At 65.4% G+C, this 24,670-nt stretch carries 19 protein-coding genes and 1 pseudogene; 9 read left to right on the forward strand and 11 right to left on the reverse strand.

Annotation, left to right across the window (positions count from 1 at the left end; genetic code table 11):
• Window positions 1-223 precede the first annotated feature (223 nt).
• From fusA to LGN17_RS22530, 4 genes are all read right to left on the reverse strand, one after another.
• A complete protein-coding gene (gene fusA / locus LGN17_RS22515) occupies window positions 224-2,335 on the reverse strand; it encodes an elongation factor G (RefSeq protein ID WP_175950945.1) in 2,112 nt (703 codons plus the stop codon).
• A gap of 217 nt (window positions 2,336-2,552) precedes the next feature.
• A complete protein-coding gene (locus LGN17_RS22520; RefSeq protein WP_175950946.1) occupies window positions 2,553-3,053 on the reverse strand; it encodes a DUF192 domain-containing protein in 501 nt (166 codons plus the stop codon).
• 159 nt (window positions 3,054-3,212) lie between these two features.
• Window positions 3,213-3,428: a hypothetical protein gene (locus LGN17_RS22525; protein ID WP_011352970.1), complete on the reverse strand. Its 216-nt coding sequence runs from the start codon at window positions 3,426-3,428 to the stop codon at window positions 3,213-3,215.
• 280 nt (window positions 3,429-3,708) lie between these two features.
• Window positions 3,709-4,287, reverse strand: a complete 579-nt coding sequence (locus LGN17_RS22530) for a pseudouridine synthase (RefSeq protein ID WP_226198707.1) — start codon at window positions 4,285-4,287, stop codon at window positions 3,709-3,711.
• Window positions 4,288-4,564: 277 nt separating this feature from the next.
• Here LGN17_RS22530 and icd point away from each other — a divergent pair, with 277 nt between their 5' ends.
• Together icd and LGN17_RS22540 are read left to right on the forward strand one after the other, a co-directional pair.
• Entirely contained in the window at window positions 4,565-5,821 is a 1,257-nt protein-coding gene (icd, locus tag LGN17_RS22535) for an NADP-dependent isocitrate dehydrogenase (protein WP_006754594.1), read from the forward strand.
• Between the two features lie 280 nt (window positions 5,822-6,101).
• On the forward strand, window positions 6,102-8,330 hold the full coding sequence (locus tag LGN17_RS22540) for an NADP-dependent isocitrate dehydrogenase (protein WP_226198708.1): 2,229 nt from the start codon (window positions 6,102-6,104) through the stop codon (window positions 8,328-8,330).
• Between the two features lie 123 nt (window positions 8,331-8,453).
• On the opposite strand, the gene LGN17_RS22545 is transcribed toward LGN17_RS22540, so the two are convergent.
• Complete coding sequence (locus LGN17_RS22545) at window positions 8,454-8,678, reverse strand: hypothetical protein (protein WP_006490888.1); 225 nt, start codon at window positions 8,676-8,678, stop codon at window positions 8,454-8,456.
• 669 nt (window positions 8,679-9,347) lie between these two features.
• Between LGN17_RS22545 and LGN17_RS22550 the strand changes: the two genes are divergently transcribed.
• Window positions 9,348-10,955 carry a multicopper oxidase family protein gene (locus LGN17_RS22550; protein WP_226198709.1) on the forward strand — a complete coding sequence of 536 codons (1,608 nt, stop codon included), beginning with the start codon at window positions 9,348-9,350 and terminating at the stop codon, window positions 10,953-10,955.
• A gap of 182 nt (window positions 10,956-11,137) precedes the next feature.
• On the opposite strand, the gene LGN17_RS22555 is transcribed toward LGN17_RS22550, so the two are convergent.
• The gene (locus LGN17_RS22555; RefSeq protein ID WP_006488945.1) at window positions 11,138-11,341 is read right to left on the reverse strand and encodes a cold-shock protein; all 204 of its coding nucleotides are present in this window, start codon (window positions 11,339-11,341) and stop codon (window positions 11,138-11,140) included.
• Window positions 11,342-11,886: 545 nt separating this feature from the next.
• Here LGN17_RS22555 and clpS point away from each other — a divergent pair.
• The 4 genes and pseudogenes from clpS to LGN17_RS22575 all read left to right on the forward strand — a co-directional run.
• Window positions 11,887-12,201, forward strand: a complete 315-nt coding sequence (clpS, locus tag LGN17_RS22560; RefSeq protein ID WP_006398529.1) for an ATP-dependent Clp protease adapter ClpS — start codon at window positions 11,887-11,889, stop codon at window positions 12,199-12,201.
• Window positions 12,198-14,498 (forward strand): ATP-dependent Clp protease ATP-binding subunit ClpA, encoded by a 2,301-nt coding sequence (gene clpA / locus LGN17_RS22565; RefSeq protein WP_226198710.1) that lies wholly within the window; start codon window positions 12,198-12,200, stop codon window positions 14,496-14,498. Before clpS ends, clpA begins: the two co-directional genes overlap by 4 nt.
• Before the next feature lie 104 nt (window positions 14,499-14,602).
• Complete coding sequence (locus LGN17_RS22570) at window positions 14,603-15,982, forward strand: amino acid permease (RefSeq protein ID WP_175024839.1); 1,380 nt, start codon at window positions 14,603-14,605, stop codon at window positions 15,980-15,982.
• Window positions 15,983-16,144: 162 nt separating this feature from the next.
• Window positions 16,145-16,357 (forward strand): annotated as a pseudogene (locus LGN17_RS22575) (hypothetical protein); the annotation flags it as partial.
• 47 nt (window positions 16,358-16,404) lie between these two features.
• Here LGN17_RS22575 and dut read toward each other — a convergent pair.
• The 5 genes from dut to LGN17_RS22600 all read right to left on the reverse strand — a co-directional run bounded on the left by dut (window position 16,405) and on the right by LGN17_RS22600 (window position 22,623).
• Window positions 16,405-16,851 (reverse strand): dUTP diphosphatase, encoded by a 447-nt coding sequence (gene dut, locus LGN17_RS22580; RefSeq protein WP_175971213.1) that lies wholly within the window; start codon window positions 16,849-16,851, stop codon window positions 16,405-16,407.
• A 54-nt stretch (window positions 16,852-16,905) separates the two neighbouring features.
• Complete coding sequence (gene coaBC, locus LGN17_RS22585) at window positions 16,906-18,117, reverse strand: bifunctional phosphopantothenoylcysteine decarboxylase/phosphopantothenate--cysteine ligase CoaBC (protein WP_175950955.1); 1,212 nt, start codon at window positions 18,115-18,117, stop codon at window positions 16,906-16,908.
• Between the two features lie 67 nt (window positions 18,118-18,184).
• Window positions 18,185-18,685, reverse strand: coding sequence for a signal peptidase II (lspA, locus tag LGN17_RS22590; protein ID WP_039368190.1), 501 nt, complete (start codon window positions 18,683-18,685; stop codon window positions 18,185-18,187).
• Between the two features lie 2 nt (window positions 18,686-18,687).
• A complete protein-coding gene (ileS, locus tag LGN17_RS22595) occupies window positions 18,688-21,525 on the reverse strand; it encodes an isoleucine--tRNA ligase (protein WP_226198711.1) in 2,838 nt (945 codons plus the stop codon).
• A 105-nt stretch (window positions 21,526-21,630) separates the two neighbouring features.
• Window positions 21,631-22,623, reverse strand: a complete 993-nt coding sequence (locus LGN17_RS22600; RefSeq protein ID WP_096471573.1) for a bifunctional riboflavin kinase/FAD synthetase — start codon at window positions 22,621-22,623, stop codon at window positions 21,631-21,633.
• Window positions 22,624-22,745: 122 nt separating this feature from the next.
• On the opposite strand from LGN17_RS22600, the gene purN reads away from it, so the two are divergent.
• Both purN and LGN17_RS22610 read left to right on the forward strand, forming a co-directional pair.
• A complete protein-coding gene (purN, locus tag LGN17_RS22605) occupies window positions 22,746-23,408 on the forward strand; it encodes a phosphoribosylglycinamide formyltransferase (RefSeq protein WP_011352958.1) in 663 nt (220 codons plus the stop codon).
• The gene (locus LGN17_RS22610; RefSeq protein WP_175950959.1) at window positions 23,405-24,670 is read left to right on the forward strand and encodes an RsmB/NOP family class I SAM-dependent RNA methyltransferase; all 1,266 of its coding nucleotides are present in this window, start codon (window positions 23,405-23,407) and stop codon (window positions 24,668-24,670) included. Before purN ends, LGN17_RS22610 begins: the two co-directional genes overlap by 4 nt.

The following is a 24,670-nucleotide window of genomic DNA, read 5'->3' on the forward strand; positions in this document are numbered from 1 at the left end:
AACCCGTCCAGCAACCCAGTGCCTGAAGCGCCTTGCGATCGAGCAATTCTTCCTCCTGACCTCCTTAAAGTCAGGCGTCAGGTTACGCAATCGCTCTCAAACCCTCCACGATTTTCCGCGATGAACCTCAAAAAAGCCGCGTGTACGGCGCGCGCGAATGAAAAAAGGCCCGTCCGGGACCGGACGGGCCTTGCCTGCATGCGGCAGCGCGAGCGCGCCGCGCTTACTTCACTTTCGCGTTGATCACGCCTTCCGATACGTTGGCCGGCGTTTCCGCGTAGTGCTTGAACTCCATCGTGTAGGTCGCGCGGCCCTGCGTGGCCGAACGCAGCGACGTCGAATAGCCGAACATTTCCGCGAGCGGCACTTCGGCGCGCACGAGCTTGCCGCCGCCGCCCGCGATGTCCTCCATCCCCTGCACGATGCCGCGCCGGCTCGACAGGTCGCCCATCACGTTGCCCATGAAGTCCTCGGGCGTCTCGACCTCGACGGCCATCATCGGCTCGAGCAGCACGGGCTTCGCGCGGCGCATCGCTTCCTTGAACGCCATCGAGCCGGCCATCCGGAACGCGTTTTCGTTCGAGTCGACGTCGTGGTACGAGCCGAACGTCAGGTGCACCTTCACGTCGACGACCGGGTAGCCCGCGAGCACGCCGCTCTTCAGCGTTTCGGTGATGCCCTTGTCGACGGCCGGGATGAATTCGCGCGGAATCACGCCGCCCTTGATCTCGTCGAGGAACTCGTAGCCCTTGCCGGGGTTCGGCTCGAGCGTGATCACCGCGTGGCCGTACTGGCCGCGACCGCCCGACTGCTTGACGAACTTGCCCTCGACGTCGGACGCCGTCGTGCGCACCGTCTCGCGGTACGCGACCTGCGGCTTGCCGACCGTCGCTTCGACGCCGAATTCGCGCTTCATCCGGTCGACCAGGATTTCGAGGTGGAGCTCGCCCATCCCCGAAATGATCGTCTGGCCGGATTCTTCGTCGGTCTGCACGCGGAACGACGGGTCTTCCTGCGCGAGGCGGTTCAGCGCGAGGCCCATCTTTTCCTGGTCGGCCTTCGTCTTCGGCTCGACGGCCTGCGAGATCACCGGTTCCGGGAATTCCATCTTCTCGAGGATGATCGGCTTGGTCGGATCGCACAGCGTGTCGCCGGTGGTCGCTTCCTTCAGGCCGACGGCCGCCGCGATGTCGCCCGCGCGCACTTCCTTGATTTCCTTGCGCTCGTTCGCGTGCATCTGCAGGATCCGGCCGAGCCGTTCCTTCTTGTCCTTGGTCGCGTTGAGCACCGTGTCGCCCGATTCGACGACGCCCGAATACACGCGGAAGAAGATCAACTGGCCGACGAACGGGTCGGTCATGATCTTGAACGCGAGCGACGAGAACGGCTCGTCATCGCTCGGATGGCGTTCCGCCGGCTTCTCCGGATCGGCGAAGTCGTGGCCAAGGATGGCCGGCACGTCGACGGGCGACGGCAGGTAGTCGATCACCGCGTCGAGCATCGCCTGCACGCCCTTGTTCTTGAACGCGCTGCCGCACAGCATCGGCACGATCTCGTTAGCGATCGTGCGCTTGCGCAGCGCGGCCTTGATCTCGTCCTCGGTCAGCGATTCATGGTCGTGCAGGTACTTCTCGAGCAGTTCCTCGCTCGCTTCCGCCGCGGCCTCGACCATCTTCTCGCGCCATTCGTGCGCGAGCTCGACGAGATTCGCGGGAATCTCCTCGTACGAGAACTTCACGCCCTGGCTTTCGTCGTCCCACACGATCGCCTTCATCTTCACGAGATCGACGACGCCCTGGAAATGATCTTCCGCGCCAACCGGAATCTGGATCGGCACGGCGACGCCCTTCAGGCGCTCGCCGATCTGCCGCTGCACGCGGAAGAAATCGGCGCCGACGCGGTCCATCTTGTTGACGAACGCGATCCGCGGCACCTTGTACTTGTTGGCCTGGCGCCAGACGGTTTCGGACTGCGGCTGCACGCCGCCGACCGAGTCGTAGACCATGCACGCGCCGTCGAGCACGCGCATCGAGCGCTCGACTTCAATCGTGAAGTCGACGTGCCCGGGCGTGTCGATGATGTTGATCCGGTGCTCCGGATAGTTGCCGGCCATGCCCTTCCAGAAAGCCGTGGTCGCCGCCGACGTGATCGTGATGCCGCGTTCCTGCTCTTGCTCCATCCAGTCCATCGTGGCCGCGCCGTCGTGCACTTCACCGATCTTGTGGCTCACGCCGGTGTAAAACAGGATGCGCTCGGTCGTCGTGGTTTTGCCGGCATCGATGTGAGCGCTGATCCCGATATTGCGATAGCGCTCGATGGGGGTTTTGCGGGGCACGTGAACCTCCTTGGGTTCGGATCGTAAGCGGGCCGGCGGTGCCGGCCCGGGTGGACAAGCGAGACTTAAAGCATAGCGCTTGCGCGTGGCTTTTGCAGATGCGGCCGGCAATGGCGGAATCAAGCCGGGTGCCACCGCCGGCGGTCGAAAAAAAAGCCGGCGCGCAACGGGCGGCCGGCTTCGGTCGGTGCGCGGCGCGACGCCGCGGCGATGGCCGTTACTGGGCCTGCGGCAGGCCTTCGAGCTTCATGCCGGGCTTGATGCCCTTTGCCGCGAACCAGCCCTTGCTCATTTCGAGCGCATAGACGCCGTTGTTGCGCGGGCAGTGGTTGTCGGTCGTCTCGGCCTTCATCTCGTCGATGTCGGTAATCGTGCCGTCCGCGCGGATGAACGCGATCGACAGCGGGATCAGCGTGTTCTTCATCCAGAAGCAGTGCACCGCGTTCTCGTTGAACACGAACAGCATGCCTTCGTTCGGCGCGAGTTGTGAACGGTACATCAGCCCTTGTTCCCGATCGGGGTCGTTTGCAGCGACGGCCGCGTCGATCACGTACATGCCGGCGCGCAGCTTCACGCGCGGGAATTCGCTCGGCTGCTTGGCACCGGGCGGCATTTGCGCGCTGGCGGCCTGCATGCCGAGCGCCATGACGGCGAGCGCGGCGGGAAACACGGCGGCGCGCGCAAGGCGGCCGAGCGACGAACGCAGGGAGAATTGCACAGCAAGGCTCCTATCTGGAAAACAAGACCCGCATGGTACGCGATGCGCGCCGGCGGGCACAAAAAGAAAAAGGCAGATCGCCTTGCGGTGATCTGCCTTTCAACGCCGTAAGAACGGCAAGACTGCGTGTTCTTGACTGCGTTATTACAGCAAGCTTACTTAGTTCGAAGCAGCTGCCGGTGCTGCTGCGTCGCTTGCTGCAGCCTTCTTCGATGCCTTGTGGTGCTTCTTAGCTGCGTGGTGCTTCTTAGCAGCGTGCTTAGCCGGTGCCGAAGCAGCTTCAGCAGCAGCCGGAGCAGCTTCCGGAGCCGATGCTTGTGCGAAAGCAGCCGTTGCGAAGAGGCCAGCGACCAGAGCGGCGATCAGTTTGTTCATGTTGTGTTCCTCAGCTTTAGTTAATTAACCAAATGACCCGGCAATAGGAGTCATGTCGTCTAACGGTGCCATCCACCTTTCGGTTGACAGACGCTTCGAGAAATTTCTCATTGCGCTGCGGGCGCCGAATCGTATTCGATAAAAACGTCGCTTTCGTGACGCAAACACGGCTTCGGCTGCCAATGCCGGATAGCTAAGGTTGGCATCTGCGTGGTTTAACGCGCGATCTTCGCAGGCGGTTGACGAAAAAGATGACGAAAATTTGCCCGTCCCGAATTCGTCATCCGGCGGTCGCGAAACCGTCCCACGGCGCGCGCGGTGGCAGCGCGATTGTTTCTCCCGGTGCAATGCCGAGTGCGAATATATCCAGCGCGCCGACGCCGACGCGCACCAGGCGCAACGTCGGGAAGCCGACGGCCGCCGTCATTCTGCGCACCTGCCGGTTCTTGCCCTCGGTGATCGCAAGCTCGATCCACGTCGTCGGGATCGCGGCGCGGTAGCGGATCGGCGGATTGCGCGGCCACAGCGTGTCGGGCGGTTCGATGAATTCGGCGCGGCACGGGCGCGTCACATAGTCGCCGAGGTTGACGCCGCGCGCGAGCGCCTTCAGGTCCGCGGGCCCGGGCGCGCCCTCGACCTGCGCCCAGTAGCGCTTGACGAGCTTGTGGCGGGGCTCGGCGATACGCGCCTGCAGCGCGCCGTCGTCGGTGAGCAGCAGCAGCCCCTCGCTGTCCGCGTCCAGCCGGCCGGCCGCGTAGACGCCGGGCGTTTTTACCCAGTCGCCGAGCGATGGGCGCGTCTCGTGCGCGGAAAACTGGCAAATCGTGCCGAACGGCTTGTTGAGGGCGATCAGGTTCATGGCGGGGCGTCCGTCCGGCGCGCAGCGGGACGCGGCGGCGGGCGGTCTATGGCAAATGGCGGAATCTTAATGCATAATACGGAACGGCAAGTCCTCTGTCTTATATAAGACATAAGTGGGGTCTTGATACGCGGTGCCGCGCTTCGTGCCGAAGTGCCCGGTTGGGGCGCTAGAATAGCGGCTCGCTGTTGCCGTCACGGGGTGGCCATGCCGCGCCCCCGCCGCGCGCGCAGCTTCGACCAGCATCACCTGCTCAGCCACGTCACTGGAGTCGATCATGCCGTATCAGCACATCAAGGTTCCGGAAGGCGGTGACAAGATCACCGTCAACAAGGACTACTCGCTCAACGTTTCCGATCAGCCGATCATTCCCTATATCGAAGGCGACGGTACGGGCTTCGATATCACCCCGGTCATGATCAAGGTCGTCGACGCGGCGGTCGCGCATGCCTACAAGGGCAAGCGCAAGATCCACTGGATGGAGATTTTCGCGGGCGAGAAAGCGACGAAGGTGTACGGTCCGGACGTGTGGCTCCCGGACGAAACGCTGCAGGTGCTCAAGGAATACGTGGTGTCGATCAAGGGGCCGCTCACGACCCCGGTCGGAGGCGGGATCCGTTCGCTGAACGTCGCGCTGCGCCAGGAACTCGACCTGTACGTGTGCCTGCGCCCGGTGCAGTACTTCAAGGGCGTGCCGTCGCCGGTGCGCGAGCCGCAAAAGATCGACATGGTGATCTTCCGCGAGAACTCGGAAGACATCTACGCGGGCATCGAATGGGCCGCGGGCTCCGAGCAGGCGAAGAAGGTGATCAAGTTCCTGCAGGACGAGATGGGCGTGAAGAAGATCCGCTTCCCGGAAACCTCGGGGATCGGCGTGAAGCCCGTGTCGACCGAAGGCACCGAGCGTCTCGTGCGCAAGGCGATCCAGTACGCGATCGACAACGATCGCAAGTCGGTCACGCTGGTGCACAAGGGCAACATCATGAAGTTCACGGAAGGCCTGTTCCGTGATGCCGGCTACGCGCTTGCACAGAAGGAATTCGGCGGCGAGCTGATCGACGGCGGCCCGTGGATGCGCGTGAAGAACCCGAAGACGGGCAACGAGATCGTGATCAAGGATTCGATCGCCGATGCGTTCCTGCAGCAGATCCTGCTGCGCCCGGCCGAATACGACGTGATCGCCACGCTGAACCTGAACGGCGACTACATCTCCGACGCGCTGGCCGCGCAGGTCGGCGGCATCGGGATCGCGCCGGGTGCGAACCTGTCGGATTCGGTCGCGATGTTCGAAGCGACGCACGGCACCGCGCCGAAGTACGCGGGCAAGGATTACGTGAACCCCGGTTCCGAGATCCTGTCGGCGGAAATGATGCTGCGCCACCTCGGCTGGACGGAAGCCGCCGACACGATCATCGCCGCGATGGAGAAGTCGATCCTGCAGAAGCGCGTCACGTACGACTTCGCGCGCCTGATGGAAGGTGCGACGCAGGTGTCGTGCTCGGGCTTCGGTGAAGTGCTGATCGAGAACATGTAAGTCCCCTTCCGGGGCGGGCCGGCGCGTGTCCGGCCGCCCCGGCGCCTACTGCCGGCGCCGGAGCGTTTCGTGGATGGCAGGTTTGTTGGCAGGGCGGTCCGGCATGCGGGCCGCGGCGCCGCGATGCGGCCCGGAGCCCCTGCAAGGTAGAACATGACGGCCCTCGCAACACCACCGCCCGGCTGAGCCGGCGCGCCCCTTTCGCGACCGACCCGGTCGCTCCCCGCCGGTTACCGCCGGCGTCTCAGTCCAACAATCACGTAGCAATGCTTTGACCACCATGTCCACTTCGCCCAAGATCATCTACACCCTCACTGACGAAGCGCCCGCGCTCGCGACCTATTCGCTGCTGCCGATCGTCAAGGCCTTCACGCGCTCGTCCGGCGTCGCCGTCGAGACGCGCGACATCTCGCTCGCCGGCCGTATCATCGCGGCATTCGCAGACGCCCTGCCGCCCGAGCAGAAGGGTTCCGACGATCTGGCCGAACTGGGCCAGCTCACGCTGAAGCCGGAAGCGAACATCATCAAGCTGCCGAACATCAGCGCATCGGTGCCGCAGCTGAAGGCCGCGATCGCCGAACTGCAGGCGCAGGGCTACACGCTGCCGGCCTACCCGGAAGATCCGTCGACGGACGAAGAGAAGGCGGTCAAGGCCCGCTACGACAAGATCAAGGGCAGCGCGGTGAACCCGGTGCTGCGCGAAGGCAACTCCGACCGCCGCGCGCCGCTGTCGGTCAAGAATTACGCACGCAAGCATCCGCACAAGATGGGCGCGTGGCAGGCCACGTCGAAGGCGCACGTCGCGCACATGAGCGAAGGCGACTTCTATGGCAGCGAGAAATCGGCGCTGATCGCCGAGGCCGGCAGCGTGAAGATCGAACTCACGACAACCGACGGCGCGAAGAAGGTGCTGAAGGAAAAGACGGCCGTGAAGGCCGGTGAAGTGATCGACGCATCGGTGATGAGCCGCAACGCGCTGCGCAGCTTCATCGACGCGCAGATCGCCGATGCGAAGGCGCAGGACGTGCTGTTCTCGGTGCACCTGAAGGCGACCATGATGAAGGTCTCCGATCCGATCCTGTTCGGTCATTTCGTATCGGTGTTCTACCGCGACGCACTCGCGAAGCACGCGGACGTGCTGGCGCAGGTCGGCTTCAACCCGAACAACGGGATCGGCGACCTGTACGCGCGCCTGAAGGACCTGCCGGCCGACACGCGTGAAGCGATCGAAGCCGACGTCAAGGCCGAATACGCGGTGCGCCCGCGTCTCGCGATGGTCAACTCGGACAAGGGCATCACGAACCTGCACGTGCCGAGCGACGTGATCGTCGACGCGTCGATGCCGGCGATGATCCGCGAATCGGGCTGCATGTGGGGCCCGGACGGTGAGCTGTACGACGCGAAGGCCGTGATTCCGGACCGCTGCTACGCGGGCGTCTACCAGGCCGTGATCGAGGATTGCAAGCAGCACGGTGCGTTCGACCCGGTCACGATGGGCAGCGTGCCGAACGTCGGCCTGATGGCGCAGGCGGCTGAAGAATACGGTTCGCACGACAAGACGTTCCAGATCCCGGCGGACGGCGTCGTGCGCGTGATCGACGAAGCGGGCAACGTGCTGCTCGAGCACGCGGTCGAGTCGGGCGACATCTGGCGCATGTGCCAGACCAAGGACGCGCCGGTGCAGGACTGGGTCAAGCTCGCGGTGAACCGCGCCCGCGCGACCGGCGCGCCGGCCGTGTTCTGGCTCGACCCGGCGCGCGCGCACGACGCGCAGATCATCGCGAAGGTCGAACGCTACCTGAAGGATCACGACACGAACGGCCTCGACATCCGCATCATGACGCCGGTCGAAGCGACGCGTTTCTCGCTCGAGCGCATCCGCGCGGGCAAGGACACGATCTCGGTCACCGGCAACGTGCTGCGCGACTACCTGACCGACCTGTTCCCGATCATGGAACTCGGCACCAGCGCGAAGATGCTGTCGATCGTGCCGCTGATGGCCGGCGGCGGGATGTTCGAAACGGGGGCGGGCGGTTCCGCGCCGAAGCACGTGCAGCAGTTCGTCGAGGAAGGTTTCCTGCGCTGGGATTCGCTCGGCGAATTCCTCGCGCTGGCTGCTTCGCTCGAACACCTCGGCAACGCATACCAGAACCCGAAGGCGGTCGTGCTCGCGAAGACGCTCGACCAGGCGACCGGCAAGTTCCTGGACGAGAACAAGTCGCCGGCGCGCAAGGTCGGCGGCCTCGACAACCGCGGCAGCCATTTCTACCTGTGCCTGTATTGGGCGCAGGCGCTGGCCGAGCAGACCGACGACGCGGCGCTGAAGGCGCAGTTCGAAGGCGTGGCGAAGGCGCTGTCCGACAGCGAAGCGCGCATTCTGGAAGAGCTGGCGGCTGCGCAGGGCAACGCGCAAGCCATCGGCGGCTACTACCGTCCGAACGTCGACCTGACGAGCCAGGCAATGCGCCCGAGCGCGACGCTGAACGCCATCGTCGACGCAGTCGCCTGACGCAGGCCGCGCGATCGCGCGGGTCGATGCGTGTGCCGGCGTGGCGGGCAACGCTGCCTGCCGCCGGCCACAAAAGAACAACGCCCCGGACGCCCGGGGCGTTGTTCGTTGCGGGCTTGCCATTCAGACGTGAACGATTTCCCATTCGGCGATTTCGTGTGGCACTTCGAGCGTTGCCGTGTCCAGTTCGGACAGTTGTTCGCAGTCGCCGCGGGAGATGTGGTCGGCAGCCACTTCGGGGCACGAGAATGCGCCGAGCAGGGCGTTGCCGAACGTCGCTTCCCAGCCGCCGTTACCCGGCAGGATGTAGAACGACCCGAGCGCTGAACCAAAGCGAAATCCCTTCATTTCCGTTCTCCCTTTCTGATCACACGCGATTCTGTTGTGCCCTGCCGGTTCGGCCGGCGGTGGCCCGACTGGCTGCTTGCGCCGGCTTCCGTCTCGAACGTCGTGGCGAAGCGTCAGTGCATGGGACAAAGTCTACGTCCGCGACCCGCTCGGATGGTGCATGTAGAACGGCTTCACTAAACAAAAATTCTCTTTTAAAAACAAATAATTATTTTCTTCATTTTGTATTGCGGAACGTTTTTTGGCATCGCGAAACGGGAATTTTGTGCCCTGCACCACGAATTTTTACAACGCAGAGACTTGTTCCGCATTGTGAAATATTGGCGGATTTGCGGATCGGTGAAGCGCCGGGCGCCGCAGCGGAGCCGGACGGCAGGCGCGAGGCGACCGCTTCGGAACTGCCCGGGGCAGGGTTGAGTGGCGCTTCGGCCGCGAGTGAAAGGCCGTACGTCGTCGATCGACGATGCGGGTCGAGGCGTCCTGAATCGGGTGCGGCGTCGTCGAGCCCTGCGGCGTATCGCCGCCCGGCCGGCCGCGGCGTTTCTCGATTTGGGCCTGCGGTTATGATGACGCGGGCATCAGGATTTGCGTCGCGCATCGGCGCTTCAGCGGGCTGGCACGGGCGTCGTGGCGGCCGCGCGACCCAGCATGGATAACGAGGAACGATTGATGATACGGAGAACCTTCCTGTCGCGCGCCATCGGTGTCGTGGCCGCGTCGCTGTTCGCGCGAACCGCATGGGCGCAGCATGCAGGTCACGCCGGCATGGCCGGCATGGATTCGATGGACGACATGCCTGGCATGTCGGACATGTCAGGGATGGCGGGTCACGGGCAGCACGGTAAATCCGCACCGGCCGCGCTCGCGGCTGCCGATGCGCTGCCGGCCGGCGCGCCACTCGCGGCGCTGCGCACGCTCGCGAACGAAAGCCGCGAGCCTGGCACGTTCCGGGCCACGCTGGTGGCGCAGCCGGTGGCGCGCCCGATGCTGCACGGCGCACGGCCGACCACGTTCTGGCAGTTCGGTGCGGGCGCGCAGGGCCCCGTCGTCGGTCCGCTGATCGACGTGCGCGAGGGCGACACGGTCGAGATCAGGTTCGTGAACAAGCTGCCGCAGCCGTCGACGATCCACTGGCACGGCCTGCCCGTGCCGCCTGACCAGGACGGCAACCCTTCCGATCCCGTCGCGCCCGGCGCGTCGCGCATGTACCGCTTCACGTTGCCGAAGGGGAGTGCCGGCACCTACTGGTACCACCCGCATCCGCACATGATGACGGCCGAGCAGGTCTTCCGCGGGCTGGCCGGCCCGTTCGTCGTGCGCGCCGCGGACGATCCGCTGGCGGGCTGGCCCGAGCGCAACCTGTTCGTGTCGGACCTGAAGCTTGCGCGCGACGGCACGATTGCACCGAACGACATGATGGACTGGATGAACGGCCGCGAGGGCCAGTTCGTGCTGGTCAACGGCGCACGCCGGCCGCGGATCGACGTCGCGGGCGACGAGCGCTGGCGCGTGTGGAACGCGTGCAGCGCGCGCTACCTGCGCGTCGCGTTCGACGACGGCCGCGCGTTCGAGCACGTGGGCACCGACGGCGGGCTGTTCGACGCGCCGCGCCGCGTCACGTCGCTGCTGATCGCGCCGGGCGAACGTGCGGAGCTGCTGGTGCGCGCCGGCGATCGTGCGTCGCGCGCGGTGCTGCAGGCGGCCGAATACGACCGCGGCAAGATGTCGATGTCGCACGATGACGGACACGGCAGCCTGCCGCCCGATCCGGCGCTGGCCCTGGCTGACGTCGTATTCGCGCCGGCCGCCGCACGTGCGCTGCCGGAGACCCTGCGCGCGGTGCCGCCGCTGGGCGAGCCGGTCGCGCACAAGGAGGTCGCGTTCGGCGAAGAGATGGACATGGACGCGATGATGAAGGGCGCGGCGCACGGCCGCCCGGCGGGCATGCGCTTCACGATCAACGGTGACACCTACGCGCCGCATCGCGCGACGCTGACGAGCCGTCGCGGCGACGTCGAACGCTGGACGATCCGCAACGGCACCGACATGGATCACCCGTTCCACCTGCACGGCACGCAGTTCCAGGTAATCGAGCGCGCGTCGGGCGGCTCGCGTACAAGCGAACCGTTCCGCGCATGGCGCGATACCGTGAACGTGCGCAGCGGCGAAACCGTGACGATTCTCGTCACGCAAGACATGTCCGGCGAGCGCATGTTTCATTGCCACATTCTCGAACACGAGGATCTCGGCATGATGGGCACGCTGAAGGTCGTGTAACGAAGTGGCGATTATGTTTCACGTGCCGGACGAGTATCCGATTTGCACGCGAGACAAGACAATGTGTGTTCAATTATCGGGATTGAACGAAAAGGCCGGCCAATCGATAATCGATTGGCCGGCCTCGAATAAAAAGAAACCCGGCGCAATGCGCCGGGTTTCTTCGTCTGATATCCGGTGCCTTATACGGCCTGGATGTTCGACGCTTGCTTGCCCTTCGGCCCTTGGACGACGTCAAAGCTCACCTTCTGGCCTTCCTTCAGCGTCTTGAAGCCATTCATGGTGATAGCCGAGAAGTGCGCAAACAGATCCTCACCGCCCTCATCGGGAGTGATGAAACCGAAGCCCTTCGCGTCGTTGAACCACTTAACGATACCAGTTGCCATTTCCTACTTCCCCTGTCACACAGTCGCTGCTACTTACCACGAGCACGCTCGAAAAGCTAAACGACCGGAAAATGCAGCCGTTCCCCCCTCACAAGCTCACCTCGGCCTCTTTCATTTTGCCAACCGGCAAATTGAAAAAAGTGCCAGCTTGATTGTTGGCGCTCTTTATTGGAGTGTCAAGTGGAATTTTTAGACGTTTAGAGGGACGTTGTAAAGAACCCATTTTCAGGGTTTTTCCGGCTTTGCTTGGCAGCAGGCGGCCAAGCGCGAGATCTTGAAAAGCCGCATAATCGGCTCATATACCAGGCTCGAGTGACGCGCGTTCGGGCCGTCCCGGCTTGTGGGATACTGGATGCGGATACGACGTTCCGGTGCTGTTCCCCCAGACGGTTCGTGTTCCGCGCCACGCGTGAAAGCCGGCACCGCAGCCGGCTTTCGTATGGCGCGAAGAAGATCGCGTGTTCCGGGATACCGGGGAGGGCGCCGGCCGGTCGGTCGGGTAATGGCAGGATTGCGGGCCTGTCCGAGTTGTTTAGAATGGGTGTATGGCGATTATCCCGGACAAGCAGGACAGCACCGTCCTGGAACGCAAGCAGCAGAAGCTCAAGCCGCCTTCGATGTACAAGGTGGTGCTGCTGAACGACGACTTCACGCCGATGGAATTCGTCGTGATGGTGGTCCAGGAGTATTTCAAGAAGGATCGCGAGACGGCCACGCAGATCATGCTGAAGGTTCATCGCGAAGGGCGAGGGGTATGTGGGGTCTATACGCGGGACATCGCGTCGACCAAGGTTGAGCAAGTCGTTACCCATGCGCGGCAGGCCGGGCATCCGCTGCAGTGCGTGATGGAGGAAGCATGATTGCCCAGGAATTGGAAGTCAGCCTGCACATGGCGTTCATGGAAGCACGCCAGGCGCGCCATGAGTTCATTACGGTCGAGCATTTGCTGCTGGCCCTGCTGGATAATCCGACGGCAGCCGAGGTGTTGCGCGCGTGCGCGGCAAACATCGAGGACTTGCGTCAGAACCTGCGCAATTTCATCCACGACAACACACCTACCGTCCCGGGCACCGACGATGTCGATACCCAGCCGACGCTCGGTTTCCAGCGCGTGATCCAGCGCGCGATCATGCACGTCCAGTCGACGTCGAACGGCAAGAAGGAAGTTACCGGCGCGAACGTGCTGGTCGCGATCTTCGGCGAGAAGGATTCGCACGCCGTGTACTACCTGCAGCAGCAGGGCGTCACGCGCCTCGACGTCGTGAACTTCATTTCGCACGGCATCGCGAAGACGAACAACGGCGAAGCCGCGAAGTCGTCCGATGCGAACGCGGAAAGCGAAGACGCGAATGCGCAGAAGGAAACGCCACTCGCGCAATTCACGCAGAACCTGAACCAGATGGCGAAGGACGGCCGCATCGATCCGCTGATCGGTCGCGAGCCCGAGGTCGAGCGCGTGGTCCAGGTGCTGTGCCGTCGCCGCAAGAACAATCCGCTGCTCGTCGGCGAGGCCGGCGTCGGCAAGACCGCGATCGCGGAAGGGCTCGCCTATCGCATCACGCGTGGCGAAGTGCCGGACATCCTCGCGAACGCGCAGGTCTACTCGCTCGACATGGGCGCGCTGCTTGCGGGCACCAAGTACCGCGGCGATTTCGAGCAACGCCTGAAGACGGTGCTGAAGGAACTGAAGGAGCGTCCGCACGCGATCCTGTTCATCGACGAAATCCACACGCTGATCGGCGCGGGCGCCGCATCGGGCGGCACGCTCGATGCATCGAACCTGCTGAAGCCGGCGCTGTCGTCGGGCACGCTCAAGTGCATCGGCGCGACCACGTTCACCGAGTATCGCGGCATCTTCGAGAAGGACGCCGCGCTGTCGCGGCGCTTCCAGAAGGTCGACGTGACGGAGCCGACCGTCGAGCAGACGGTCGCGATCCTGCGCGGGCTGAAGTCGCGCTTCGAGGAGCATCACGGCGTCAAGTACTCGTCGGGTGCGCTGTCGGCCGCGGCCGAACTGTCGGCGCGCTTCATCACCGACCGTCACCTGCCGGACAAGGCGATCGACGTGATCGACGAAGCGGGCGCCGCCCAGCGCATCCTGCCGAAGTCGAAGCAGAAGAAGACGATCGGCAAGAGCGAGATCGAGGAAATCATCTCGAAGATCGCGCGCGTGCCGGCCCAGAGCGTGTCGCAGGACGATCGCAGTAAGCTGCAGACGCTCGACCGCGACCTGAAGAGCGTCGTGTTCGGCCAGGATCCGGCGATCGACGCGCTGGCCGCCTCGATCAAGATGGCGCGTGCGGGCCTCGGCAAGATGGACAAGCCGATCGGCGCGTTCCTGTTCTCCGGCCCGACGGGCGTCGGCAAGACCGAAGTGGCGCGCCAGCTCGCGTTCACGCTCGGCATCGAGCTGATCCGCTTCGACATGTCGGAATACATGGAGCGTCACGCGGTGAGCCGCCTGATCGGCGCGCCGCCGGGCTACGTCGGGTTCGACCAGGGTGGCTTGCTGACCGAAGCCGTCACGAAGAAGCCGCACTGCGTGCTGCTGCTCGACGAAATCGAGAAGGCGCATCCGGACATCTTCAACGTGCTGCTGCAGGTGATGGACCACGGCACGCTGACGGACAACAACGGCCGCAAGGCGGATTTCCGCAACGTCATCATCATCATGACGACGAACGCGGGCGCCGAGTCGATGCAGAAGGCGACGATCGGCTTCACGACGCGCCGCGAGACGGGCGACGAGATGACCGACATCAAGCGCCTGTTCACGCCGGAGTTCCGCAACCGCCTGGATTCGATCATCAGCTTCCGCTCGCTCGATGAGGAAATCATCATGCGCGTGGTCGACAAGTTCCTGATCCAGCTCGAGGAACAGCTGCACGAGAAGAAGGTCGACGCGCTCTTCACCGACGCGTTGCGCAAGCATCTCGCGAAGCACGGCTTCGACCCGCTGATGGGCGCGCGGCCGATGCAGCGGCTGATCCAGGACACGATCCGGCGCGCGCTGGCCGACGAGCTGCTGTTCGGCAAGCTCGTCAACGGCGGCCACGTGACGGTCGATGTCGACGAAAACGACAAGGTGCAGTTGTCGTTCGACAAGCTGGCGAATCCGCCGCACAAGCCGAACGAAGAGGCTGTCGAAGTCGAGTAAGCGATAATCGGGTAGTTCATGCGAACGGCGCGGGATGTTTTCCGCGCCGTTTCGTTTTATCTGGCGCCGGCGGCGCGATGGTGGTGCAGGGGAGTGGCAAGGCAGTGACACAACAACAACGGACGTTCGACGACATCGTCGCGCGCGAACAGGGTTTGCGCCATGCGCTGACGTCAGGGCAGATGGCGATGATCGCGATCGGCGGCGCGATCGGCACGGGGCTGTTCCTCGGCAGCGGGTTCGCGATCGGGCTGGCCGGCCCGAGCGTGCTGGTCTCGTATGCGATCGGCGCGCTGATCGCGCTGCTGCTGATGGGCGCGCTCGCGGAAATGACGGTCGCGCATCCGACGGCCGGCTCGTTCGGCGCCTATGCCGAGCACTATGTCGGCCCGTTGGCGGGCTTCCTGGTGCGCTATGCGTACTGGTTCGCGGTCGTGTTCGCGATCGGCACCGAGATCAGCGCGATCGCCGTGTTCATGAAGTACTGGTTCCCGGCCGTGCCCGGCTGGTACTGGGTGATCGGCTTCTCCGCGCTGCTGATCGCCGTGAACCTCGCGAGCGTCACGCTGTACGGCACGGTCGAATACGCGTTCTCGCTGCTGAAGATCGCGGCAATCGTCGTGTTCATCGTGCTCGGCGCATATCTCGTGTGGTCGGCGCCGGCCGCATCGGGTATCGGTTTCGCGAACTACACCGCGCACGGCGGCTTCATGCCGAAGGGGCCGTGGGGCACGTGGGTCGCGGTGATCGTCGCGATCTTCAGCTACATGAGCATCGAAGCCGTCGCGATCGCGGCAGGCGAGGCGCGCGATCCGCAGCACGCGGTCACGCGCGCGTTCCGCTCGACCGTGTTCCGGCTCGTGCTGTTCTATCTGTTGACGCTGTCGCTGATGCTCGCGATCGTGCCGTGGACGCAGGCCGGCACCGACGAAAGCCCGTTCGTGAAGGTGATGGCCGCGACCCACGTGCCGTACGCGGCGGGCGTGATCAATTTCGTGCTGCTGATCGCGGCGCTATCTGCGATGAACAGCCAGCTTTACGTGACGACGCGGATGATGTTCAGCCTGTCGCGCGCGCGGCTCGCGCCCGCGGTGTTCGGCCGGCTCGGCACGAACGGCGTGCCGCGCGCGGCACTGTGGATCTCGACGAGCGGCGTCGCCGTCGCGGCCGTGCTGGTCGCGCTGGCGCCCGACACGGCGTTCACCGTGATGATGGCGATCGCGATGTTCGGCGCGCTGTTCACGTGGCTGATGATCTTCGTCACGCACCTGCGCTTTCGTGCGCGGTATCGCGGCCCCGCGCTCGCGTTCCGGATGTGGGGGCACCCGTTCGGCAGCCTGCTTGGTGCGGGGCTCGTCGCGGCGATCCTGTTCACGACCGCGTTCACGCGCGAATTCCGGATGACGATGGTGGTCGGCGTCGTGTTCGTCGTGCTGCTGACGCTCGCGTACGCGCTGCATTACCGGCACCAACACGCGCGTTGATGGTTGCGGCGCGGCCGCCCACGGCATTTTCCCGCTCGCTAAGGGTCCGTTAAGCCCGCGGCGACAACATTCGATCCTGTCTGCAAGGCAGGCCGGCCCGCGCCGGCCTGCCGCTTTCCTGCAAAAAGGGGTTCGAATGAACAAACTTCCCGAAATCACGCCTGGGCCGCGTTCGTGCTGACGCGCCCGTTCGGTGCGACGGTCGGCGATCTGCTGACGAAGCCGGTCGCGAAGGGCGGCCTCGCGCTCGGCACGATCGGTTCGTCGGCCGTGCTGCTGGACGTGCTGGTCGCGTTGGTGATCTACGCGATCGCGACTCAATCGCGGCAGCGCGACCTGACGCCCGCACGGATCGCGCAACCCGTCGAGGAATGATGGGCGAGGAAAAAAAGGGCCGCGAGGCCCTTTTTTCGTTGTGTCGTTCAGTGGCGGCCAGTGCTGCCGAACCCACCCTCGCCACGATCGCTTTGCGCGAAGTCGTCGACGATGTTGAACTGCGCCTGCACGACCGGCACGATCACGAGCTGGGCGAGCCGCTCGAACGGATTCAGCACGAACTCGGTCTGGCCGCGATTCCAAGTCGAGATCATCAGCTGGCCCTGGTAGTCGGAATCGATCAGGCCGACGAGGTTGCCGAGCACGATGCCGTGCTTGTGGCCGAGGCCCGAGCGCGGCAGGATCAGCGCTGCGTAGCCGGGATCGGCGAGGTGGATCGCGAGGCCGGTCGGCACGAGCGTCGTTTCGCCCGGCTTCAGCGTCAGCGGCGCATCGAGGCACGCACGCAGGTCGAGGCCCGCGCTGCCGGTCGTCGCGTAGGCGGGCAGGTAGTCGCGCATGCGCGCGTCGAGAATCTTCAGGTCGAGTTTCATGCGGTCGTCGGATGGGGCGGGAAGGGCGCGGCAGCAACGCTGCCGCGCGGGAGATCAGATCAGGCGGTTGTCGGGCAGGCGCTTCGCGATTTCCGCGACGAGCGTGTGCGCGAGTTCGTCCTTCGGTGCACGCGGCAGGCGCGTGAGGCCGGCGGCCTCGAACAGCACGACTTCGTTGTCGTCGCGACCGAACGTCAGCGGGCCGAGGTTGCCGACGAGCAGCGGCACGTTCTTGCGTTTGCGCTTCTCGTCGCCGTGCACGTCGAGATCGCCGCTTTCGGCCGCGAAGCCGACGCAGAACGGCGGATCGGGCAGTGCCGCGACCGACGCGAGGATGTCGGGATTCTCGACGAACGCGAGCGTGGGCACCTTGTGGTCGGCCGTCTTCTTCATCTTGTGCTCGGCCGGCTGGGCGACGCGCCAGTCGGCCACGGCGGCCACCGCGATGAAGATGTCGGCATCGGCGACGGCATGCATGACCGCGTCATGCATCTGCTGGGCCGTCTGCACGTCCTGGCGGTAGACGCCCCACGGCGTGTCGAGCGCCACCGGCCCCGCGACGAGATGCACGTCGGCGCCGGCCTGCTGCGCGGCCCGCGCGAGCGCGAAGCCCATCTTGCCGCTCGAGCGGTTCGTGAGGCCGCGCACCGGGTCGAGCGGTTCGAACGTCGGGCCGGCCGTGATCAGCACGCGCCGGTGCGCGAGCACCTTCGGCGCGAAGTGCGCGACGATCGCTTCATAGATCGCCTCGGGTTCGAGCATGCGGCCGTCACCGACTTCACCGCACGCCTGCGCGCCCGAATCCGGGCCGAGCACCGACACGCCGTCCGCGCGCAGTTGCGCGACGTTGCGCTGCGTGGCCGGGTTCTGCCACATCTGGCGGTTCATTGCGGGGACGACGAGCAGCGGGCAATCGCGCGCGACGCACAGCGTCGACAGCAGGTCGTCCGCGAATCCGTGCGCGAGCTTGGCGAGGAAGTCCGTCGACGCGGGCGCGATCACGATCGCGTCGGCTTCGCGCGACAGGTCGATGTGCGCCATGTTGTTGTCGACGCGCGCGTCCCACTGGCTCGTGTAGACGGGCCGGCCAGACAGCGCCTGCATCGTGACGGGCGTGATGAACTGTGTGGCGGCTTCGGTCATCGCGACCTGTACGGTCGCGCCGGCCTTCGTGAGCAGCCGGGTGAGCTCGGCGATCTTGTAGCAGGCGATGCCGCCCGTCAGGCCGAGAACGAGGTGTTTTCCTGCGAGTTCTGCGTGTGCCAACTCAGGCCTCCAAGGGTCGAACGGAACGGCCGGCGCGAGGCCGGCCGTCGACGCCGAGTATGCGCGCTTAGCGCGAGCCGCGCACGCGACGCAGTTCGTCGTAGATCAGCAGCACTGCGCCAACCGTGATCGCGGAATCGGCGAGGTTGAACGCCGGGAAATGCCAGGCGCCGAGATGGAAATCGAGGAAGTCGATCACGTGGCCGTAGACGAGCCGGTCGATCACGTTGCCGAGGGCGCCGCCGAGGATCATGGCGAGCGACAGGCTGAACAGCCGCTGCTGGCCGTGACGCTTCAGCAGGAAGCAGATCACGAGCGTCGCGCCGATGCCGAGCGCGGTGAACGCCCAGCGTTGCCAGCCGCCTGCGGTCGACAGGAAGCCGAACGCCGCGCCGCGGTTGTACACCAGCACGAGGTTGAAGAACGACGTCAGCTCGTGCTGCGCGCCGTACGCGAACGTTTTCAAGATCGCGATCTTCGACAGCTGGTCGAACAGGATCACGATCAGCGAAATGCCGAGCCAGGGCGCAAGCGCGCCGCTGGCCGGTTTCGACAGGGTTTTCGCCATATTTAAGCAGCGCTCCGGATTTCGCCGTTTTCGAACAGGTTGGAGAAGCAGCGGCCGCACAGCGTCGGATGATCGGCGTGCGCGCCGACGTCTTCACGGTAGTGCCAGCAGCGCTCACACTTCTGGTACGTCGACGCGGCCACGTCGACGCTTTCCTGCGCTTCGTCGTCGACCTTGACGACCGTCGCCGCCGACGTGATCAGCACGAACTTGAGATCCTCGCCGAGGCTCGTGAGCGCGTCGTAGCGTGCGCCGCTCGCATGCACGGCGACTTCGGCCTGCAGCGACGAACCGATGCGGTTCGCGGTGCGCGCTTCCTCGAGCGCCTTCGTCACGTTGCCGCGCACATCACGCAGCAGCGCCCACTTCTCGATCAGCGCGGCCGAGCCGGCGACTTCCGGATACGCGTAGTAGGTTTCCGTGAAGATCGTGTCGCTGGCCGGCCGGAACACCTTCCACGCTTCCTCTGCCGTGAACGACAGGAACGGCGCGAGCACGCGCAGCAGGCCGTGCGTCAGGTGGTACAGCGCCGTCTGCGCGGAGCGGCGTGCGCGCGAATCGGCCGCGCTCGTGTACAGGCGATCCTTCAGCACGTCGAGGTAGAAGCCGCCGAGATCTTCCGAGCAGTACGTCTGCAGTTTCGCGACGACCGGGTGGAATTCGTACTTTTCGTAGTGGCCGAGCAGTTCCGTCTGCAGTTGCTGCGAGAACGCGACCGCATAGCGGTCGATCTCGAGCCATTCCTCGACCGGCACCGCGTGCTGCGCGAAGTCGAAGTCCGACAGGTTCGCGAGCAGGAAGCGCAGCGTGTTGCGGATGCGGCGATAGCCTTCGGTCACGCGCTTCAGGATTTCCTCGGAGATCGCGAGCTCGCCCGAGTAGTCGGTCGACGCGATCCACAGGCGGATGATTTCCGCGCCGAGGCGGTTCGCGACTTCATGCGGGTCGATGCCGTTGCCGAGCGACTTGCTCATCTTGCGGCCTTCGCCGTCGACCGTGAAGCCGTGCGTGAGCAGGCCCTTGTACGGTGCGCGGCCGTCGATCATCGATGCCGTGAGCAGCGACGAGTGGAACCAGCCGCGGTGCTGGTCCGAGCCTTCGAGGTAGAGGTCGGCCGGGAACTGCAGCTGATCCTTGTGCGAGCCGCGCAGCACGTGCCAGTGCGTCGTGCCCGAATCGAACCACACGTCGAGCGTGTCGCGGTTCTTTTCGTACAGGTTCGCGTCGTCGCCGATCAGCTCGCGCGGGTCGAGCGTCTGCCACGCCTCGATGCCCGACTGCTCGACGCGCTTCGCGACTTCCTCGAGCAGCTCGAGCGTGCGCGGATGCAGCTCGCCGGTTTCCTTGTGCACGAAGAACGCCATCGGCACGCCCCACTGGCGCTGGCGCGACAGCGTCCAGTCGGGACGGTTCGCGATCATGCTGAACAGGCGCTGCTTGCCCCACGACGGGTAGAACGCGGTCGCGTCGACGCCTTCGAGCGCCGTTTCGCGCAGTGTCTTGCCGCCGTCGCGCGGCGTGACGTCCATGCCCGCGAACCACTGCGACGTCGCACGGTAGATGATCGGTGTCTTGTGGCGCCAGCAGTGCATGTAGCTGTGCGTGTACTTCTCGCTGCGCAGCAGCGAGCCGGCCGCGTTCAGCGCGTCGACGATCTTCGGGTTCGCGTCCCAGATCGACAGGCCGCCGAACAACGGCAGCGATTCGATATAGCGGCCGTCGCCCATCACCGGGTTGATGAAGTCCGAGTCGGTCATCCCGTGCGCCTTGCAGGACATGAAGTCCTCGATGCCGTATGCGGGCGACGAGTGCACGACGCCGGTGCCGGTGTCGGTCGTCACGTAGTCGCCGAGGTAGACGGGCGCGGTGCGCTTGTAGCCGGGGTGGGCCGATGCGAGCGGGTGGTGGAAGCGCAGGTTCGCGAGCTTCACGCCCGGCGTGGTCGCGACGACGCGGCCGGTCAGCTTGAAGTCGGTCATGCATGCTTCGACGCGCTCTTGCGCGATGATCAGCAGCCCGCGCTCGGTGTCGACCAGCGCGTAGACGATTTCCGGATGGAGGTTCAGCGCCTGGTTGGCGGGAATCGTCCACGGCGTGGTGGTCCAGATCACGATGCCGCCCTCGGCGCGCGGCAGGGCCGGCAGGCCGAACGCCTGCGCGGTCTTTTCCGGTTCCGCGAACGCGAACATCACGTCGATCGTCGGGTCGGTGCGGTCCTTGTACTCGACTTCCGCCTCCGCGAGCGCCGAGCCGCAGTCGAAGCACCAGTTCACCGGCTTCAGCCCGCGATACACGTAGCCCTTCTCGATGATCTTGCCGAGCGCGCGAATCTCTTCCGCCTCGTTGACGAAGTTCATCGTCTTGTACGGGTTGGCCCAGTCGCCGAGTACGCCCAGACGCTTGAAGCCAACCTTCTGCTTCTCGATCTGCTCGGTCGCGTACGCGCGCGCCTTGCTCATCACTTCGGCGGCCGGCAGCGACTTGCCGAACTGCTTCTCGATCTGGATCTCGATCGGCATCCCGTGGCAATCCCAGCCCGGCACGTACGGCGCGTCGAAGCCGGCCATGTTGCGCGACTTGACGACGATGTCTTTCAGGATCTTGTTGACGGCGTGGCCGAGGTGGATGTCACCGTTCGCATACGGCGGGCCGTCATGCAGGATGAACTTCGGACGGCCTGCGCTGGCCGCGCGGATCTTCTCGTAGATGCCGCGCTCTTCCCATTCCTTGACCCACTGCGGCTCGCGCTTGGGCAGGTCGCCGCGCATCGGGAACGGCGTGTCGAGCAGGTTGACCGGATACTTGGCCTGCGGTTTCGAATCGGCTTTCTTGTTGCTCATGATGGGATCGCTATCTAAATCTCGGGGGACGCGCGAGCGTCGTGAATCGGGTATGCGCGCGATTGAGCGGCGCGAGGGTGCGGCGCGAAGGCGCCGCCATCCGGATCAGCTAATTCGATCGGTGGCCGACGTCGAGAAGCCCGTGGCGCGACTGCCCGGCGCACGGTCGCGCTCGATGAAATACGCACGCGCATTCGCGACGTCCAGTGCGATCGCGCGCGACAGCGCCTCGAGATCGTCGAATTTCGCCTCGTCGCGCAGCTTCTTCAGGAATTCGACGCGGATGAGCTTGCCGTACGCGTCGCCGTGCCAGTCGAGCAGGTGGACTTCGAGCAGCACGCGGCCCGAATCGTCGACGGTCGGGCGCAGGCCGAGGCTCGCGACGCCCGGCAGCGGGGCGGGGCCGAGGCCGTGCACCTGCACGACGAAGATGCCCGCGAGCGCCGGCCGCTTGTGTGCGATCGGCAGGTTCAGCGTCGGGAAGCCGAGGTCGCGGCCGAGCTTCAGCCCGTGCGCGACGTGGCCGCTGATCGCATAGCCGTGGCCGAGCGCCTGCGCGGCCGCATCGAGATCGCCGGCCGCGAGCGCGGCGCGCACGCCCGAGCTCGAGATGCGCGTGCCGTCGCTGCCCGCCACCGTGCCCATCTGCTCGACCTCGAAGCCGTATTGCTCGCCGGCCGCCTTTAGCGTGTCGAACGTGCCTGCGCGCTTCGCGCCGTAGCAGAAATCGTCGCCGACCATCATCCAGCGCGTGTGCAATCCGTTCACCAGCGTGCGTTCGACGAACGCCTGCGGCGACTGGCTCGCGAACGTGTGGTTGAAGTGCTCGACGACCACGCGGTCGACGCCGTGTTCGCGCAACGCCTCGAGCTTGTCGCGCAGCATCGCGATGCGCGGCGGCGCACCGGCTGGGTTGAAGAATTCGCGCGGGTGCGGCTCGAACGTCATCACGCACACGGGCAGGCCGCGCGCGTCCGCTGCCGCGCGCACGCGCGCGAGCAGGGCCTGGTGGCCGCGATGGACACCGTCGAAGTTGCCGATCGTCAGCGCGCACGGGGCGCGGCTCTCGGCGTTGGGCAGGCCGCGGAAGACTTTCACGATAGCGGATGCAGCGTCGGGGAATGGGCGGTGGGGTGCCGCAAAGCAGAAGATTATAAACGTTCGGGCGGGCCGGCGGCCGAGAAGGCGGGAAACGCGGGGGCGAATGGTAAAATTCGCGAATGAAAAAACTCGTGATCCTGATTTCCGGTCGCGGCAGCAACATGGAGGCCATCGTCCGCGCGTGCGCGCAGGAACGCTGGCCGGCCGAGATTGCTGCCGTGATCGCCAACCGGCCCGATGCGGCCGGCCTGGCTTTTGCCGCGTCGCACGGGGTGGCGACCGCGGTGGTCGACCACCGGTCGTTCGACGGCCGCGACAGCTTCGACGCGGCGCTTGCCGCCGAAATCGACCGCTTTGCTCCCGATCTCGTGGTTCTCGCCGGCTTCATGCGCATCCTCACGCCCGCATTCGTCAGACGATACGAGGGCCGGCTGCTGAACATCCACCCGTCACTGCTGCCGAGCTTCAAGGGCATCCACACGCACCAGCAGGCGCTGGATGCGGGTGTCGCGCTGCATGGCGCGAGCGTGCATTTCGTGATTCCCGAGCTCGACAGCGGCGCGATCGTCGCGCAGGGCGCGGTCCCGGTGCGCGCGGGCGACGACGCGGCCGCGCTCGCGCAGCGCGTGCTGACGGTCGAGCATGTGCTGTATCCGCGCGCGGTGCGCTGGTTCATCGAAGGCCGTCTGCGCCTCGAGAACGGCCGTGCAGTGGTCGCGCCGGAGGAGGCGCGCTGGATTTTCGCGGATCAACCGCATACCGAAACGAGTGAGGGCGTATGAAACTGCACGGATTCCTGATCGGCCAGACCGAGACTTTGCTGGCCGAGGTGCTGAAGTTCGCCGGCCCCGCCGATGCGACGACGAGCCGGTTCTTCCGTGCGCATCCGAAGCTCGGGCACGCCGAGCGCGGCGTGATCGCCGAGGCCGTGTTCGCGGTGCTGCGCCGGAAGATGGAGTTTTCGCACCTCGCCGAGAGCGGTACCGGCACGCCCGCGCGACGCCTCACGCTGCTCGGCCTGATGCAGACGGCCGGCCGCAATGCGCTGAAGCCGTTCCTGTCGGACACCGAGTCCGCGTGGCTCGAACACGTGTCGAAAATCGATCCGGCGAGCCTGCCCGTGCGCATTCGCACGAACCTGCCCGACTGGATTTACCAGGCGCTGTCGGCCCGTTTCGACGGCGAGGAGCTCGCTCAGCTTGCCGCCGCGCTGAACTACCCGGCGCCGCTCGACCTGCGCGCAAACGCGCAGAAGGCGACGCGCGACCAGGTGATCGAAGCGCTGCGCGTGAGCGGCATCGATGCGGGCGCGACGCCGTTCGCGCCGTTCGGCGTGCGCGTGGTCGGCAAGCCGGCGCTGACGCGCCTGAAACTGTTCGAGGAGGGTGCGATCGAGGTGCAGGACGAAGGCAGCCAGCTGCTGTGCTCGCTGGTCGCGCCGCGCCGCGGCGAGATGGTCGTCGATTTCTGCGCCGGTGCGGGCGGCAAGACGCTCGCGCTGGGCGCGATGATGCGCTCGACCGGGCGCCTCTATGCGTTCGACGTGTCGGAAAAGCGCCTGGCGAAGCTGAAGCCGCGCCTCGCGCGCAGCGGCTTGTCGAACGTGAACCCCGTGCTGATCGACAGCGAGCACGATGCGAAGATCAAGCGGCTCGCCGGCAAGATCGACCGCGTGCTGGTCGATGCGCCGTGCAGCGGCCTTGGCACGCTGCGCCGCAACCCGGATCTGAAGTGGCGCCAGACGCGCACGGCAATCGACGAGCTGACGCCGAAGCAGGCGTCGATCCTCGCGAGCGCCGCGCGCCTGGTGAAGAAGGGCGGCCGGCTCGTCTACGCGACCTGCAGCGTGCTCGACGCGGAGAACGAACGCATCGTCGAACAGTTCCTGGCCGACCATCCCGAGTTCGTGCTGGTGCCGGCGCAGAAGGTGCTGGAAGACCAGCGCATCGAGCTGGAGACGGGCGACTACCTGTCGCTGTGGCCGCACCGTCACGCGACCGACGGTTTCTTCGCTGCGGTGCTCGAACGGCGCGCGGCGCAATAA

It is taken from the genome of Burkholderia sp. AU30280, assembly GCF_020420125.1.
GTDB lineage: Bacteria > Pseudomonadota > Gammaproteobacteria > Burkholderiales > Burkholderiaceae > Burkholderia.

Coding starts and splice junctions, on each gene's coding strand:
- LGN17_RS22525 (WP_011352970.1), bottom strand. CDS start 3,428: ATGAACAAACTGATCGCCGCTCTGGTCGCTGGCCTCTTCGCAACGGCT.
- LGN17_RS22530 (WP_226198707.1), bottom strand. CDS start 4,287: ATGAACCTGATCGCCCTCAACAAGCCGTTCGGCACGATTTGCCAGTTT.
- icd (WP_006754594.1), top strand. CDS start 4,565: ATGCCGTATCAGCACATCAAGGTTCCGGAAGGCGGTGACAAGATCACC.
- LGN17_RS22540 (WP_226198708.1), top strand. CDS start 6,102: ATGTCCACTTCGCCCAAGATCATCTACACCCTCACTGACGAAGCGCCC.
- LGN17_RS22545 (WP_006490888.1), bottom strand. CDS start 8,678: ATGAAGGGATTTCGCTTTGGTTCAGCGCTCGGGTCGTTCTACATCCTG.
- LGN17_RS22550 (WP_226198709.1), top strand. CDS start 9,348: ATGATACGGAGAACCTTCCTGTCGCGCGCCATCGGTGTCGTGGCCGCG.
- LGN17_RS22555 (WP_006488945.1), bottom strand. CDS start 11,341: ATGGCAACTGGTATCGTTAAGTGGTTCAACGACGCGAAGGGCTTCGGT.
- clpS (WP_006398529.1), top strand. CDS start 11,887: ATGGCGATTATCCCGGACAAGCAGGACAGCACCGTCCTGGAACGCAAG.
- clpA (WP_226198710.1), top strand. CDS start 12,198: ATGATTGCCCAGGAATTGGAAGTCAGCCTGCACATGGCGTTCATGGAA.
- dut (WP_175971213.1), bottom strand. CDS start 16,851: ATGAAACTCGACCTGAAGATTCTCGACGCGCGCATGCGCGACTACCTG.
- lspA (WP_039368190.1), bottom strand. CDS start 18,685: ATGGCGAAAACCCTGTCGAAACCGGCCAGCGGCGCGCTTGCGCCCTGG.
- ileS (WP_226198711.1), bottom strand. CDS start 21,525: ATGAGCAACAAGAAAGCCGATTCGAAACCGCAGGCCAAGTATCCGGTC.
- purN (WP_011352958.1), top strand. CDS start 22,746: ATGAAAAAACTCGTGATCCTGATTTCCGGTCGCGGCAGCAACATGGAG.
- LGN17_RS22610 (WP_175950959.1), top strand. CDS start 23,405: ATGAAACTGCACGGATTCCTGATCGGCCAGACCGAGACTTTGCTGGCC.